Raw genomic sequence first — 15,483 nt, forward strand, 5'->3', positions numbered from 1 at the left:
GCCGAGGCGATGGCACCCACCCGGCCCCACCCGGGCGTCGAGTCCGGGGCGAAGAACATGGCCCTCGGACCGGTCGCCGCCCTCATGGACCGCACCAAGGACACCGTACGCAAAGCCATGGGCAAGGACGGGTGACGGGGCACGTAAGGCGGCAGGTCAAGGCCCTGGCCGGGCAGTGCTTCCGGCCGGGGCCGTGCGGGTCGGTACGGCAGGCGAAGGAGAGCGCATGAGAATCGACGAGCCCTTGCTCAGGAAACTTCTGGAGGCTCCCGAGGACGACACTGTCCTGCTGCTGGTGGAGGGCCGGGCCCAGGTGGTCGAGCAGTCGGCCCTCGACAGTGATCAGTGGCGCGGTGCGGCCGTCCTCGTGTCGCGGGCGGAAGTCGTGGAACGGCTCGGGACGCCCTCGCCCACGGACGAGGACGTCACACGCTTGGCCGCGTCGCTTCAGGACGCCGTCGGCAAACTCGGCGCCTGAACACCTGACGGGAGCGTGCGAACCGGCCCGTGCTCACGACCGACGGTGCCGAGAGAGCCGGCCTCGGCCCGCGGATTCCGCGGCGGGACGAGGCCGGCTTCTCCGTTCTCCTGCGGCAGGAGGCAGCCCGCGATCCGGTTGGCCGGCGCCGGGCCGCCGTGCTCCACCGGGTCGACCGGTCGCTCGGGAGTCACGGCCGGTCTCCCTTGTGCCCGCCGGGATCCAGGGCGTCCCGCCGCCCGGTGTTCTCCGCCTGGTCGAACTGGGCGACGCCGGGATGGTGGAGGTCGAAGGCGGGGGATTCGGAGCGGACCCTGGGCAGGGTGACGAAGTTGTGGCGGGGCGGCGGGCAGGAGGTGGCCCACTCCAGGGAGCGTCCATAGCCCCAGGGGTCGTCGACCTCGACCCGCTTGCCCTGCTGGGCGGTCTTCCAGACGTTGTAGAGGAAGGGCAGCGTGGACAGGCCCAGCAGGAAGGCGCCGATGGAGGAGACGGTGTTGAGCGCGGTGAAGCCGTCGGCGGCGAGGTAGTCGGCGTAGCGGCGGGGCATGCCCTCGGCTCCCAGCCAGTGCTGGACGAGGAACGTGGTGTGGAAGCCGATGAACAGCGTCCAGAAGTGGATCTTCTCCAGGCGGGTGTCGAGCATGGTGCCCGTCATCTTGGGCCACCAGAAGCTGAAGCCCGCGAACATCGCGAAGACGATGGTGCCGAAGAGCACGTAGTGGAAGTGCGCGACGACGAAGTACGAGTCGGTGACGTGCCAGTCCAGCGGCGGCGACCCGAGGATCACCCCGGTCAGCCCGCCGAAGAGGAAGGTGACCAGGAAACCGGCCGACCACAGCATCGGCGGCTCGAACGACAGCGATCCCTTCCACATCGTGCCGATCCAGTTGAAGAACTTCACCCCGGTGGGCACGGCGATCAGATAGGTCATGAAGGAGAAGAACGGCAGCAGCACCGCGCCGGTGGCGAACATGTGGTGCGCCCACACCGCCACCGACAGACCGGCGATGGCGATGGTGGCGCCGATCAGGCCCATGTAACCGAAGATCGGCTTACGGGAGAAGACGGGGATGATCTCGCTGACGACCCCGAAGAACGGCAGGGCGAGGATGTAGACCTCGGGGTGGCCGAAGAACCAGAAGAGGTGCTGCCACAGGATCGCCCCGCCGACTTCTGCGTCGAACACGTGGGCGCCGAACTGCCGGTCCGCCTCCAGCACCAGCAGCGCCGCCGCCAGCACGGGGAAGGCCAGCAGGACGAGCACCGAGGTCAGCAGCACGTTCCACGTGAAGATCGGCATCCGGAACATGGTCATTCCCGGCGCGCGCATGCAGACGATGGTGGTGATGAAGTTGACCGCGCCGAGAATGGTGCCGAACCCGGACAGCGCCAGTCCCATGATCCACAGGTCTGCGCCGAGGTAGGCGGTCCGCATGGGGCCGCTGAGCGGGGTGTAGGCGGTCCAGCCGAAGTCGGCGGCACCCTGGGGGGTGAGGAAGCTGCCGAGCACGATCAGGCCGCCGAAGAGGAAGAGCCAGTACGACAGCATGTTCAGTCGCGGGAAGGCGACGTCCGGGGAGCCGATCTGCAGCGGCATGATCGCGTTGGCGAACCCGGCGAACGTGGGAGTGGCGAACAGCAGCAGCATGATCGTGCCGTGCATGGTGAAGGACTGGTTGTACTGCTCGTTGGACAGGAACTGCAGGCCCGGCCGGGCCAGCTCCGCCCGGATCGCCATCGCCAGCGCCCCGGCGATCAGGAAGAACGCGAACGAGGTGATGAGGTACAGGTGACCGATCTTCTTGTGGTCGGTCGTCGTCAGCCACGAGACCAGTACCCGCCCCCGGCTGCGTTTCCCCTCCGCCGGCACCAGGGTGGCCGGCTCCGTCTGTGCAGTCATCAGATCCCTTACATCCGTCGCAAACCGTGTATTCGGCTGTAACATCCCGTAAATGCGCACAGTGTGCATCTCAACGCGCTGCGTGAGTCCGGAACGGATGGTGTGTAACCGTCCGAGGCCTTCTCACACCCTTCCTCCACGGCGGCAGTCGACCGGCGCGCCCTGGCTGCGGAAAGCCCCTCCTCTCCGGATGGCCGGCGAGGAGGGGCGGTCGTTTGCCGGTGCTGTCAGAGGGTGTCGGTGGGACGGTCGCCGCCGCGTTCGCGGCTGTTGCGCATCATGGCCAGCGACACGACCGACAGGGCGATGTAGAGGCAGCCGATGATCACATCGGTGATCCGGGTGCCGTCGAACACCGCGGTCTTCTGCATCGACAGTGCCCATGGCGAGACGGCCAGCCAGGCGCCGGCCGCCAGGACCAGCAGGTCGGGCCGGGCGCCCGGATAGTGGGCGAAACGCCGCAGAGCGACCAGGAACACGACGATGGCCACTCCCAGTTCGTTGCGGTGGGCGTCCTTGGCGGAGTCGGGGTAACCGACGATCCAGGGTGCGACGATCAGGCCCAGGGTGACCAGTAGCAGCAGCAGGCCGATGATCTGCTGCCGCCCGGCTTCCGCGAGCGTTGTCGCGTCGCGGTGCGCCCGAGCGCCGGCGGCGGGTGACGAAATCGACTGGTGCATGGCACGTCCAAAGTCCTCGTGATCGTCAACAGGGGCGCGGACGCCGGACAGCGCGTCGCGTCAGGTAGTGGCAACCTGCCACCGAGGCCGCGCCCGCGATGACCAGGACGGCACGTCGCGCGGCCGGTGAAGCGACGGGCGACAGGTCTCGCAGCCGGTCGAGGACGCTGAGGGGAACACCGCTGAACGCGTTGCCGGGCGGCCGCCGTGACACCGCCGGGTGGGGACGAGTGGGTGCCGTGAGGCGCACCGTCTCCCAGGCCGCACCGATCCGCCGCAGCCGGCGATCGCTGAGTGCGTCACGCAGCCGCGGCAGCAGCTCGTCCTCCTCGTCGCGGATGTCCTGCGAGAGGAGGTCGAATGCCTGCTGGATCCACGCGTCCCGGCGAGGATCGTCCGGGGCCTTCTCGGCCTGCGCGATCAGCTCGTTGATCTCCTGGTGCTCCCGCTCGACCCGTGTGGTGAGGTCCTCACCGTCGGGGCTGACGTGCCGCAGAACGGGCCACAGAACCGTCTCCTCGGCGAAGGCGTGGCTGAACACCAGCTGCACGATCTTCTGCCAGAGCCGGCTCCGCTCCGCGGGGGCGGTGGTCATGGCGCGGTAGCGCTTCATCATCGCGTCGAGTTCCGCGTGATCACGACGCTGGCGCACCAGGATGCTGCCTTCTCCACCGAGCCGGGCGGCGTCCTGCCCGCTGATCGACGGCGTCATGACGCGTCTGCCGTGGAAGCGCCCGCGTCGTCCGGCGCCGTATCGCCGCTGAGGTTGGACACCCCCTGCTGACGTGGACTTTCCTCCTCCTCGGGGGGTACGTCCTTCTCGCCGGTGACAGCCTCCAGAGGAGGAGACAGGTCCTTGTCGTGTGGGCTGGACATGGTGACGGCTCCTCTCGCTGCCTGTGCGGTCCGGGTCCCCACGGACGCACCTCCTACCGCACTGAAACCGTCGGGTGAGTCCAGCAGCGGCCAATCGGCTTCGCCCACCGCGTGATCACCGCCACGACGACCGCGCTCAGGGCGTACCGGGCGGGTCGCGCAGGATGGCCGCAGTGATGTCCGCGAGCGTCTTGTCAGTGCGAAAGGCCTCGGCCCGCATGACGGCCAGCGCGTCCTCGTGGCTCAACCGCCGGCGCACGGCCAACGCCACCACGGCACGCGCGGTGTCGAACCAGTGGGCGCGCACGACCGGCTCCGGTTCCCAGGCGGGCGGCTGCGACCCGGTGATGATCACTTCCCGCACCGGCAGGAGCGCGGCCGCCACCGCATCGGCCGCACGAGACGCCCGTTCCAGACCCTCCTCGTCCAAGGCGCGGGGCCGAAGTCCCAGCAGGTCGATCGATCCCAGCACGTAGTCGCCGAAGAAGAGGGGGAGCGCGTACACCGATCCCACCTGCGGCAGTTTCTCCCGCATGGCCGCACCGAACAGCGGCCACGGCGTCAGCTCGCCCGCGAGGTCGTCCACCGCCACGGGCTCACCCGTGGCCGCGGCGCTGATGCAGGGCCCCTCCAGCACCGTGAACTGGATCTCCTCCAGGCACAGCGCGGCGTCGTCCGACGCGGCGAGCAGTTGGCGGGAAGGCGTGTCGGTCAACAGCGACACAGTCGCGCCATCCACCTCCAGCCCGTCCCGGACCGCCGCACACACCCGGCGCGGGACCTCTTCGACGGCACCCCCTTTCGCGGCGGACGCGATGAGCCGCGCTGCGTGGCCGGCGTCCGCGGTCACGGTGCGGCCCACTGCACCGGCAGGGGAGCGGTGTGGCCGTGCTCAGGGACACGGGCACGGTACGCGCCGCGCATCGGACGGTGCCGGCGATGGGACGTGACAGGGGGCTGACGCAGTGCCATGCGGGACGCATTACCCGGTCTGCCGGTGTCCACACGGAAGCCCGGTGCGCAGTCGCTGGTGAGGGCGGCAAAGTGGCGATCACGAGCCCGACGCCGCGGAGTGGAGGGGGAAGGGGGGGGCGGGTCGGCGGGAAGAGCGCCATCCTGCGCGAGCGCGGTGCCGTCCGGACGCCGGCCCCGAGACCTGGTCCGCCTCGTCAGTCGCCGCCACGGTCTGCATGTCCGCCGGTCCCGCGCTCCGGAAGACCCCCCGGAACGGCAGGGAAACGCCCCGGGCAGTGGGGACGGACCTCTCCGCCGAACGTTTCGGACGAAACCCGTGCGCTACCCGTGACGGGAAGCGTCACGGTGAACAGGTGAAACAAGGAGGAGAGCCGATGTCGAACCCGCAACAGCCCGAGCTGCGGCGCAGTGACAAGGGGGCGGGCACTCCGCAGGACAGCCAGTCCCGCAAAGCGGCGCAGCCCGGCCACGAGGGCGGCGGCCACGCCCACGGCACCGACCGCGGAAACAAGGGCGGAGGGGAAGGCGGCGGTACGCCTCCCGAGCAGCAGCCGGACCACCCGGCCTGAGTCCGCCCCGCAGAAGACGAGCCAGGAGAAGTCGTGACCGTTCCCGAGGAGAACCGCCCCAAGACGACGTCCACCGACGACGTCATCGAGACGCCCGACGAAAGGACGGCCGCCGGTCAGGGCGACGGCGCCACCGGACGCACCCTGCGCGAGGCGATGGAGGAAGCCGGGCTGGGCCCGGACGACGTGCGCGAGGGGACCTGACCCCGTCCGCCGACCGGGCCGCCGCGCATCCGGCAGGGCCCCGGAGCGAGCCGGAGACGCATGGACGTGGCGGCCCGGGGCCCGGCGCCCCCGGGCCGTCGCGGCCCGGGGGCGCGGCGATGCGGGCCGAAAGGACTGCCGGCAGAGGGCGTCTGTCCTTCGTGGCACACCAGAAGGCGTCCGTCTCCGACGTGGCGCACCGGGGCCCACAAGAGTGCGACCCCACCCGTTGCGCCCGTTACGCGTCTAGGGTGGATTGTGGGCCGGAAGGCCGTGCCGCTCCGGTGACCGTGCCGCGGTGACGTGGCGGTCGAACCGAGGTGTTCCTTCGGATTGCGGAGTCCGTTGCCCCGGTGGGACGAGACGATGCCGACCGAGAAGGCCCCGCGCCGTGCCGAAGGAATCCTGATGAGTGCCGATGACACCTACGACGGCAACCACATCACCCAGTTGCTGCTGCAGACCGATTCCCTGGAGGACTTCCTCCAGGGGCTGGCGGAAACCGCCATGGAACTGGCCCACTGCGAGGGCATCGGCATCACCATCGAACGTGACGGGCGGCCCGTCACCGTGGTCAGCGTACGGTCCGCGGCGCCGAAACTGGACGAGAAGCAGTACGGCCAGGACGACGGCCCCTGCCTGCAGTCGCTGCGCACGGGTGAGGAGATCACCGTCCGCGACATGCTGGCCGAGAGCAGGTGGGGCGACTATCCCGCCTACGCCGCCGCCTGCGGCATCCGCTCCTCCCTCTCGCTTCCGATCGCCGCGCACACCCACACCGCGGGCGCGCTCAACCTGTACGCTGCCCCGCCCGCCGCGTTCGAGGGCACCGACCTGGCCCCCTTGCGTTCGCTGGCGGACCAGGCGACCGGCGGCATCGCCCTGGCCCTGCGCCTCGCCGACGCGCAGGAATTCGCCGGCCAGCTGCAGAACGCCATGCAGTCCCGCAGCGTCATCGACCAGGCACTCGGCGTGGTCATGGGCCAGAACCGGTGCACCGCCGAGGAAGCCTTCAAGATCCTGCGTTCCGCCTCCCAGCACCGCAACATCAAACTCCGCGACCTGTGCACGGAACTGATCACCAGTCTCACCGGCCGGCCTCCCGCCACCCCCGGTCTGCGCCCCCGCCCCTGACCGTCCCTCCCGACCACGCGGAGACCGCACGCCTTCCCCGAGGGGGGGCACGTGCCACGCAGGCCCCGCTGAACTGCGGGACCGCCGGGGGACCGCGTTCGCGGCGGGTGCCGGCCGGGCCGCCGCACCCCGGGACTGCACCGGTCGTGGTGCCGTGGTTTCCCCGCCGCGGGCGGACGACGCCGTAGGGCCGTCCTGCCCGTGGGGCGGGCGAGCGGCCGGGGCGGGACGGCGGGTGTTTGCCGGGGGGTTCGGCCGGTACCCCCACACCTTCGTGCGGCTACTGGACGATTCGGCACCGGAAGGGATGATGGCGTGCTGCCCCGACTCGAGCGGTACCTGCTCCAGGACTTCCCGTTCATCCATGTGATCATCGGCTTGTTCGGCAACACGGCGTTCCTGGCCGGAAGCGTGTGCTTCCTGTTCCCGCCCCTGGAACGGGTCGCCCTGTGGCTGTTCGTGGCGGGCTCGCTGGGCATGTTTGTCGGCACCGTCGGCGAGGTCTTCGTCCGGCACGCCCGCAGGTCCCGTGGGCGGACGGACAGCTGACCACCGGCCCGCACCCCCCCTGTCCACCGTCACGGGCACCCTCGGCCAAAAGCGGGGACCCGCCCCCGGTCCGGAACGGTGGCGGGAGCGAGGAGTACGACCGCCCCGGGCGGGTAGCCGCGTGCAGGTCGGGAGGGGCCGGGACACCTGGGGAGGTCGAAACGGCCCCTCCCTCTCCGTCGCTGCGGCCGGCCGTGCCGCCCGGCCCGTACGGGGCGTGAGGGCCGCGCGGTGGACACCGCCCGCGGTGTGCCCGGCCCGCACCGGTACGCGGCCCCGCTGGGCCCGCCGGCTGGGTGAAGAACAGCCGCCCGCCGGTGTGCACCCCTGCCGCCACCGCCGGACCGGGCGGGGGCAGGCCTCCTTGAGTCACCGCTGGAGGAGCACGTCTACGCAACACGGGCGATTCGCGCGATACCTTCCCAAGGCGCCCGCTCCGGCCGACGACCGCGCCGCACCGACGGCACCCCCTCGAACAGCCGGTGCCCGGCCGCCCTGTCGCATCTGATGAATGATCAATAACCTTGAGAGGTAAGCGATGTGACGATTCTCAGGGAGCCCCATGTCCATCGGCCAGCAGGAGCCCGACATCCTCTCGCCCGAGTTTGCCGCCGACCCCTATCCCGCCTACCGGGCGATGCGGGACGCCGCGCCCCTCATCTGGCACGAGGCGACGCGCAGTTACATCGTCTCGCGCTACGAGGACGTCGAGCGCGTCTTCAAGGACAAGGCCGGCGAGTTCACCACGGACAACTACGCCTGGCAGATCGAACCCGTGCACGGCAAGACGATCCTCCAGCTCAGCGGACGGGAGCACGCCGTACGCCGGGCCCTGGTCGCCCCCGCCTTCCGCGGCAGCGACCTGGAGCGGAAGTTCCTGCCCGTCATCGAGCGCAACTCCCGCGAGCTGATCGACGGCTTCCGGCACACCGGCTCCGCCGACCTGGTCACCGACTACGCCACCCGCTTCCCGGTCAACGTCATCGCCGACATGCTGGGCCTGGACAAGGCCGACCACGCGCGCTTCCACCGCTGGTACACGGCTGTCATCGCCTTCCTCGGGAACCTCTCGGGCGACCCCGAGGTGACGGCGGCCGGCGAGCGGACCCGGGCGGAGTTCGCCGAGTACATGCTGCCGATCATCCGGGAACGCCGCGAGAACCTGGGCGACGACCTGCTCTCCGCACTGTGCGCCGCCGAAGTCGACGGGGTGCGGATGAGCGACGAGGACGTCAAGGCGTTCTGCAGCCTGCTGCTCGCCGCGGGCGGCGAGACCACCGACAAGGCGATCGCCGGTATCTTCGCGAACCTGCTGCTCCACCCCGACCAGCTCGCCGCCGTCCGCGCGGACCACTCGCTGATCCCGCGCGCCTTCGCCGAGACCCTGCGGTTCACCCCGCCCGTTCACATGATCATGCGGCAGTCCGCGACGGAGGTGACGCTCAGCGGCGGCACCGTACCCGCCGGCGCCACCGTCACCTGCCTGATAGGCGCCGCCAACCGTGACGAGAGCCGCTACCGCGATCCCGACCGCTTCGACATCTTCCGCGACGACCTCACCACCACGACCGCCTTCTCCGCCGCCGCCGACCATCTCGCCTTCGCGCTCGGACGGCACTTCTGCGTCGGCGCGCTGCTGGCCAAGGCCGAGGTGGAGACCGGTGTCGCCCAGCTCCTGGACGCCATGCCCGACCTGCGGCTCGCGGACGGGTTCGAACCGGCCGAGCAGGGCGTGTTCACCCGCGGACCGCAGAGCCTGCCGGTGCGGTTCACCCCGGTGAAGGGCTGACCCGTAGGTGAAGGGCTGACCCTTACCGGCCCGCCCGTCTGCCGGCGGTGCCGGGTTCCCGGGCCTCCCACCGCGGGCCCGGGAACCCGCGCTACTGCACCACCGGCGTGAACCGCACCGGGAGGGCCGACAGCCCGCGCATCCAGATCGACGACCGCCAGGTCAGTTCCTCCGGGTCCACGGCCAGCACCAGGTCGGGCAGCCGCTCCAGCAGCCTCTCGACGGCCGCCCGCGCCATCACGTCCGCCAGCAGCGGCGCGGGATAGGGGCAGCGGTGCTCGCCGTTGCTGAACGACAGGTGCGCGGCGTTCTCCGCGCCCACGTGCCCCTCCGGCCAGATCTGCGGGTCGGTGTTGGCCGCGGCCAGCCCCAGCACCAGGCAGTCGCCGGCCCGGATCCGCTGGCCGCCCAGCTGGACGTCCTTCACGGCCCACCGACCGATGAAGTTCTGCGTCGGCGTGTCCAGCCACAGCACCTCGTTGAGCGCCTCGCCCACGCTGAGCCGGCCCCCCGACACGTTCACCGCGAACCGCTCGTCCGTCAGCAGCAGGCGCAGTGTGTTGCAGATCCAGTTCGCCGTCGGCTGCTGCGCCGCCGCGATCACGGAGATCAGGTCCTGGACGATCTCCTCGTCCGTCAGACCGGCCGGGTGCGTCAGCATGCGCGAGGTGACGTCCGGGCCGGGGGCGGCCCGCTTGTCCTTCACCAGCTGACGCAGCCGCTCACCCACCCGCCCGTACGCCGCCACCGGGTCGTCGCCCTCTCCCGCGTCCAGGGAGATCCGCAGATCGTCGACGAGCCGGCGGGTGCCCTCGCCCGAGGTCGGCATCCCGCACATCTGTACCACGGTGCGCATCGGCAGGGTGTGCGCGTAGTCGGCCATCAGTTCCGCCTGGCCGCTGCCGGCGAACCGGGCGATGAGTTCGTCGGCGATCAGCAGGCAGTCGTGGGACAGCTCGAACTGGTCGACCCCCTCCAGCGCCTCGGTGATCACCCCGGCCCGGCGCCGGTGTTCCTCGCCCTCGGTGAACAGCACCGACGGCTGGTACCCGACGAAGGGCAGCAGCGGCCAGTCCGGCGGAATGTTCTCCCACTGGTTCCAGCGCCGCGAGTCACGCGCGAACAGCTCGTCATGGCCGGTCACGTACGTGAGCTCGGAGTAGCCCAGCACCAGCCAGGCCGGGATGTCGCCGTCGAGCACCACGGGCGCGACGGGGCCGTGCTCCCTGCGCAGGGTGCGGTAGAGCTGGGCCGGGGTCTGCTGGTACTCGAGCCCCGTCAGGTGCACCGCGCGGGAGTGGGCGGGGCATCCCGGGGGCGCGGAGGGGCGGCCGAAATCGGTCACAGTGTCGCCTCCTCGGCGATGGCCATGTCGTGGAGGTGGTTGACGAGGGTGATGAGCACGTCCTTGCCGGACTGCCTCACCCGTGCGTCGCAGTCGACCATCGGCACGTGCGCGGGCAGGGCGAGCGCCTGGCGGATCTCGTCCAGGGAGTACCGGTCGGTGTCGCTGTCGAACCGGTTCACCGCCACCACGAACGGTGTGCGGTGGTGCTCCAGCCGGTCGATCGCGTACCAGGAGTCGTCCATCCGGCGCGTGTCCACGAGGACCACGGCGCCCAGGGTGCCCGAGAACAGCCTGTCCCACAGGAACCAGAACCGCTCCTGGCCGGGCGCTCCGAACAGGTACAGCACCATGCGGTCGTTGAGGCTGATCCGCCCGAAGTCGAACGCGACCGTCGTGGTGGTCTTCGTCGTCACCGCGCTGGTCTCGTCGACGCCCACGCCGGCCTGGGTCATCACCTCCTCGGTGTTGAGCGGCCGGATCTCGCTCACGGACCGGACCAGGGTCGTCTTGCCGACGCCGAACCCGCCCACGACGACGATCTTCAGACCGGTCTCCGCGGTGTCGTTCAGCGGTGTGCGGTGGGAGGGCAGCTCAGAGGTTGCGGAGCCCATGGAGCACCTCTTGGAGTAGGGCGGAATCTGGCAGGGAGGCGACGGACGCCGCCGCGCGCGGATGGCGGGCGGTGATACGGCCCGTGTCCAGCAGGTCGCCGAGCAGGATCCGCACGACCATGACCGGCAGGCCCAGTTCCGCGGCGATCTCGACGACGGCGGTGGGGTGCCGGCACAGCTCCAGGATCCGGGCGTGCTCCGACTGCATCCCCGGCATCGGACGGCTCTCGCTGACAATGAGGGTGACCAGGTCGAAGGCCTCGTCGGCGCGGCTGCGTCCACCGGTGACGGTGTAGAGCCTGTCCGGATCACCCGTGTCGACGGGTTTGCGCATCACGACGTACCGCTCACAGGGCCTCGCGGCTCGGCCCGCAGGTGCTCGCCGATCTGCTCGACCAGCTCCGTCATCTGGTGGCCGACCACTCCGGGGTCGGCGTCCTCCCCGGCGACGACGGCGAGGTGCGCCCCCTCGCCGGCCTCCACGATGAACAGCAGGCCGCCGTGGAACTCGGTCATCGACTGCCGGACCCCGCCGGTGCCGTCGCCGAACTCCATGGAGGCACCTTGGGCGAGGGCCTGGATGCCGGAGCAGATCGCCGACAGCTGGTCGGCCCGGTCGAGCGTCAGGTGCTCGCTCCAGCAGAGTTTCAGGCCGTCCCGGGACAGGACCAGGGCGTGGCGTGCGCCAGGGGTCTGTTCCAAAAGGCCGTGCAGGAGCCAGCTGAGGCTGTTGTCGGTGGTCTGCATGATGGGTGATGGGACGGTGGTGTCCGGCTGACCGGTCACCGGCCCGTTCCTCCTGTCTCATGAACTCGAGTGGGAAGGGGCGCCGTCGCCCCGTGCACCGTACGGGCGGAGGCGGGGCCGACGCCGTACGGGAAAGGGCGGGACTAGGGAGCCGCGGGCGGCTCAGCCCCGGGCGGGCCGGCCGGTCCGGCGGTGCCGTTTCCGGACTGCCGTGCGCGGTGGAAGGCGCCGAACCGCGAGCCCGCGTCGCGTGCCGGACGCCGCTTCGCCGCCGTGTCACCGGTGTGCCCGGACGCGGACTGGCGCTGCTCACGCTCGCGCTCCGCCTCGGCCATGGTGCGGCCGGGGGCGCGGACCGGCAGACCGTTCGGCGTGGTGCCGTCGGGCCGCCGGTGCCGGCCGTGTTCAGGCAGTTCAGGCAGTTCGGGCAGCGGCTCGGGCGGTGCGGCGGCGGGACGCTCGGTGCCCGTGGGCAGTGCCGTGGCCGCGGGACGGGCCGTGAGGTCGGGCAGCGGGGCCGGGGCGGGCAGAAGCGCGGAGGGCATCGCATCGGGCCGGGGAGCCGTCTCGTGCGGGACGAGTTCACGCTGCTGGGCGAGCAGATGCAGGGGCAGCAGCACGACGACGCCGGTGCCGCCGCGGGAAGAGGGGCGGTAGTTGACGCTGATGCCGTACTTCACCGCGAGCTGTCCCACCACGGCCAGGCCGAGCCGGGTGCCCTGCAGCGAGGCGAGGTCGGTGACGCGCCCGGTCACGGCCTCCTCGGCACGGCGCATCGCCGCGTCGGCCATCTTCAGGCCGCTGTCCTCGATGGTGACGACGATGCCGGCGCTGCGGTCCTCGACGTAGACGTGGACCTCGTCGATGGGCGGCGAGAAGTTCGCGGCGTTGTCCATCAGCTCGGCGAGCAGGTGCATCACCCCCTCGGCGGCGAAGCCGGAGACCGCAGCCCGGGAGGAGCAGTGCAGGCGCACCCGCTGATAGGCGGCGATACGGCCGGCGGCCCCCCGCAGGATGCTCTCCATCACGATCGGCTTGTTCCAGGCGCGACTCGACCTGCCACCCATGATCAGCGCCAGCCGGTCGGTCACCAGGCCCAGCTGGGAAGTGCTGTGATCCAGCTTCAGCAGATCACCGAAGACCTCCTCGCCGTGCCGCTCCTGCATCTCCCGCAGGTCGGCGAGCATCCTGACGGCCTTGGCCTGGACGCGGCTGAGCGCCTTGGCGGAGGCGGCCTGTGCCGCGGCGGCGCGCCGCTCGCTGCGGGCGAGTTCGCGGACGAACGATTCGGCCGGGGCACGCAGCGTCGGCAGCCGGGGCAGGTCGGCCTCGGCGAGCACCGTGTCGGCGGACCGGCCCTCGCGCAGCCGGGCGACCACTGCGGGCAGTGTCTCCCGCACGAGGTGCTCGTGCTCGGCCGCGGCTTGGTCCAACTCGTCCCGCAGCTTGCGGTACTCGCCGTCCAGGGAGCCTGCCCGCCGCACGTCCTCCTCGACGGTGGCGGCGAAGGTGTGCGCGAGCCGCCGCAGTTGCGGTTCGGACGGCGGCGGCACGCTGCCCAGCACCTCGGCCGCGCTCGCACCCTCCCGCAGCCGCTCGGCCACGGCGGGCAGCGTCACCCCGGCCAGGTGGGAGATCTCGGCGGACAGCCGGGCCGCCTCGGCCCGGAGGCGGCTGTTCTCCGTCTCCCGCTCGACGGCTGCGCCGCGGGCCCGGCGGACGAGCCGGTGGCCGACGAGAACGGTGACCGCCACGCACGACCAGCCGGCCACCACCACGGCCAGGGCCCACGTGAACGCGCCGGACGGCGCCAGGGCGACCGCCGCGCCGCCGGCGGCGGCGCTCGTCACCAGCACGGCCGACAGTGCGGGGAACGAGGTGCGCGGCGCCCCCACGGGTTGGTGCTGGCTGGGCGATGCAGGCACTGGCATGGAGCGGTCCCTCGGTCGTGAGAGCAGGGGAAAACGAGGCGGCGGCACGGGACAGCCGCGGGCCGGGAAGACGTCAGCCGAGAGGGCGGTCTTCCGACCATGTGCGGATCATGCTAGTCACTCCGATGAGTGAGGAGGTCCCGCTTACTGCACAGTCCGTCAGTAATACGGGTTCGTCGTGAACTCATCGCTCGTACTCACCGCTGTGCTAAGCGTTGTGACACCGGATCGTTCCAGGTGAAGGACGTAACACGCAGGGGACGGCAGGGGCGGGGAGGTCGTGCCGCCGCGATCACGGAGCCCGTCCGGCTCCAGGACCCGCACGAGCTGACCAATTTCGGCCAGCTATGCGAACTCGGTTCCCTTCCGCGCCCGTGCCGTTGTGGTGGCCGAGGCGCCGGAGTGGGGGAACGCCGCTGATCGTGAAGGTCACGTGATGGCCGACCGCGCGGAGCGGCACACGCGCCGGGCGGTACGCCGGTTCCTTCCCGCCCAGCGGCTCAGTGAGGGACCACGTCCCGACCCGCCCGCGCACTGCGCGCACGCCTGGACCGCCTGGACGCGGCCCCCGGGACCGACTGACCCGCCAGGACGGCTGTCAGCCGTATCGCCACTGCTCGCGCTCGTCGGACTGGCGCGTCCCGCGGACCCGGTGGGGGCCGGTGCGCACTGGCTGGATCGTGCCGGATTGGAGGCGAGGCGAGGGTGGGGAGGTTGTGACGGACCGATCACGCCCGTCGTCCCGGAGGAGTGCTGTGGTGCGCAAAGGCATACCGACGACTGCGCAGAAGGGGCACCCCTTCGGCCGCGGACCGGCCGGGGGCTTGGCCGACGTGGTGTGGGAGTGGTCGAAGTCCGGCACCCGGCACGCGGCCCGCAACCGGCTGCTCAGGCGCCTGCCCGGCATCAGCACCGACATCGCCTACCGGTTCGGGCTGGTCGAGCGGGCCCACTACGCGTACGGGGTGCGACGGGCCACCGAACTCGCCGCCCGCCTGGGGCACCGGGGCGTCACCGTCGTCGAGTTCGGGGTGGCCGGCGGCAACGGACTGCTCGCCCTGGCTGAGCACGCCCGCTACTACAGCGCCGTCACCGGCATCGCGGTGCGGGTGGCCGGTTTCGACGGCGGCCTGGGCATGCCCCCTGCCCAGGACCCCAGAGACCTGCCCTACCTGTTCGGCCCCGGCTTCTACACCATGGACGAAGACCGGCTGCGCGCCCGCCTCGGTGCGGTCGACCTGGTGATCGGTGACCTCGCCGAAACCCTGCCCGACCACCTCCGCTCCCGCGCGGACGTCCTGCGCGAGCACCCGGTGGGCTTCGTCAGCCTCGACCTGGACTACTACTCCTCCACGGCAACCGCCCTCGACCTGTTCCGCGGGCCGGACCATGAGCATCTGCTGCCACGGGTCACCTGCTACCTCGACGACCTGCCGGGCACCATCGAGCAGATCGGCGAGGCCGCCGCGATCGCGGACTTCAACGACGCCCACCCGGACCGGCCGACCGGCCGGGTCCTGGGGCTGCGCGCGTTCACGCCGCTCGACCCGCCGTGGGCGGATCAGATCTATGTCCACCACCGCCTGGACCACCCCGACTACGCCGCTTTGGAGGCCGGTGCCACCGGCGACCAGCTCCCCCTGGAGGAGTGACGGGTCCGCGCGCATGCGGCCGGGCCGCCACGCCCGG

Annotated in this window: 16 protein-coding genes and 1 pseudogene; 8 read left to right on the forward strand and 9 right to left on the reverse strand. The window is 71.2% G+C overall.

Annotated elements, in window-relative coordinates:
• Both ACVV2G_RS30705 and ACVV2G_RS30710 read left to right on the forward strand, forming a co-directional pair.
• A pseudogene (locus ACVV2G_RS30705) lies at nt 1–135 on the forward strand (hemerythrin domain-containing protein); the annotation flags it as partial.
• Between the two features lie 91 nt (nt 136–226).
• Nucleotides 227–478, forward strand: coding sequence for a hypothetical protein (locus ACVV2G_RS30710; protein WP_453846062.1), 252 nt, complete (start codon nt 227–229; stop codon nt 476–478).
• Between the two features lie 190 nt (nt 479–668).
• Here ACVV2G_RS30710 and ctaD read toward each other — a convergent pair whose 3' ends face one another.
• From ctaD to ACVV2G_RS30730, 4 genes are all read right to left on the reverse strand, one after another.
• The gene (gene ctaD / locus ACVV2G_RS30715; RefSeq protein ID WP_453846063.1) at nt 669–2,381 is read right to left on the reverse strand and encodes an aa3-type cytochrome oxidase subunit I; all 1,713 of its coding nucleotides are present in this window, start codon (nt 2,379–2,381) and stop codon (nt 669–671) included.
• Nucleotides 2,382–2,608: 227 nt separating this feature from the next.
• Nucleotides 2,609–3,061, reverse strand: a complete 453-nt coding sequence (locus ACVV2G_RS30720) for an SPW repeat protein (protein WP_453846064.1) — start codon at nt 3,059–3,061, stop codon at nt 2,609–2,611.
• 25 nt (nt 3,062–3,086) lie between these two features.
• Nucleotides 3,087–3,773: a hemerythrin domain-containing protein gene (locus ACVV2G_RS30725; RefSeq protein ID WP_453846065.1), complete on the reverse strand. Its 687-nt coding sequence runs from the start codon at nt 3,771–3,773 to the stop codon at nt 3,087–3,089.
• Nucleotides 3,774–4,073: 300 nt separating this feature from the next.
• Entirely contained in the window at nt 4,074–4,799 is a 726-nt protein-coding gene (locus tag ACVV2G_RS30730) for a GAF and ANTAR domain-containing protein (RefSeq protein WP_453846066.1), read from the reverse strand.
• A 487-nt stretch (nt 4,800–5,286) separates the two neighbouring features.
• Here ACVV2G_RS30730 and ACVV2G_RS30735 point away from each other — a divergent pair, with 487 nt between their 5' ends.
• The 5 genes from ACVV2G_RS30735 (at nt 5,287) to ACVV2G_RS30755 (ending at nt 9,157) form a co-directional block, all read left to right on the forward strand.
• Nucleotides 5,287–5,481, forward strand: coding sequence for a hypothetical protein (locus ACVV2G_RS30735; RefSeq protein ID WP_453846067.1), 195 nt, complete (start codon nt 5,287–5,289; stop codon nt 5,479–5,481).
• 33 nt (nt 5,482–5,514) lie between these two features.
• Nucleotides 5,515–5,685: a hypothetical protein gene (locus ACVV2G_RS30740; protein ID WP_453846068.1), complete on the forward strand. Its 171-nt coding sequence runs from the start codon at nt 5,515–5,517 to the stop codon at nt 5,683–5,685.
• A 408-nt stretch (nt 5,686–6,093) separates the two neighbouring features.
• Nucleotides 6,094–6,819, forward strand: coding sequence for a GAF and ANTAR domain-containing protein (locus ACVV2G_RS30745; RefSeq protein WP_453846069.1), 726 nt, complete (start codon nt 6,094–6,096; stop codon nt 6,817–6,819).
• Between the two features lie 315 nt (nt 6,820–7,134).
• On the forward strand, nt 7,135–7,368 hold the full coding sequence (locus ACVV2G_RS30750; protein WP_453846070.1) for a YrhK family protein: 234 nt from the start codon (nt 7,135–7,137) through the stop codon (nt 7,366–7,368).
• 562 nt (nt 7,369–7,930) lie between these two features.
• Nucleotides 7,931–9,157 carry a cytochrome P450 gene (locus ACVV2G_RS30755; protein WP_453846071.1) on the forward strand — a complete coding sequence of 409 codons (1,227 nt, stop codon included), beginning with the start codon at nt 7,931–7,933 and terminating at the stop codon, nt 9,155–9,157.
• Nucleotides 9,158–9,248: 91 nt separating this feature from the next.
• On the opposite strand, the gene ACVV2G_RS30760 is transcribed toward ACVV2G_RS30755, so the two are convergent.
• From ACVV2G_RS30760 to ACVV2G_RS30780, 5 genes are all read right to left on the reverse strand, one after another.
• Nucleotides 9,249–10,502, reverse strand: coding sequence for a cytochrome P450 (locus ACVV2G_RS30760; RefSeq protein WP_453846072.1), 1,254 nt, complete (start codon nt 10,500–10,502; stop codon nt 9,249–9,251).
• Entirely contained in the window at nt 10,499–11,116 is a 618-nt protein-coding gene (locus ACVV2G_RS30765; RefSeq protein WP_453846073.1) for a GTP-binding protein, read from the reverse strand. Before ACVV2G_RS30765 ends, ACVV2G_RS30760 begins: the two co-directional genes overlap by 4 nt.
• On the reverse strand, nt 11,097–11,453 hold the full coding sequence (locus ACVV2G_RS30770) for a DUF742 domain-containing protein (RefSeq protein ID WP_453846074.1): 357 nt from the start codon (nt 11,451–11,453) through the stop codon (nt 11,097–11,099). The genes ACVV2G_RS30765 and ACVV2G_RS30770 overlap by 20 nt, the downstream gene beginning before the upstream one ends.
• On the reverse strand, nt 11,450–11,863 hold the full coding sequence (locus ACVV2G_RS30775; RefSeq protein WP_453846075.1) for a roadblock/LC7 domain-containing protein: 414 nt from the start codon (nt 11,861–11,863) through the stop codon (nt 11,450–11,452). Before ACVV2G_RS30775 ends, ACVV2G_RS30770 begins: the two co-directional genes overlap by 4 nt.
• A 143-nt stretch (nt 11,864–12,006) precedes the next feature.
• Entirely contained in the window at nt 12,007–13,794 is a 1,788-nt protein-coding gene (locus ACVV2G_RS30780; RefSeq protein WP_453846076.1) for an ATP-binding protein, read from the reverse strand.
• Nucleotides 13,795–14,552: 758 nt separating this feature from the next.
• Between ACVV2G_RS30780 and ACVV2G_RS30785 the strand changes: the two genes are divergently transcribed.
• Entirely contained in the window at nt 14,553–15,446 is an 894-nt protein-coding gene (locus tag ACVV2G_RS30785; RefSeq protein WP_453846077.1) for a hypothetical protein, read from the forward strand.
• Nucleotides 15,447–15,483: the final 37 nt, after the last annotated feature.

Source organism: Streptomyces sp. JK94 (assembly GCF_053613315.1).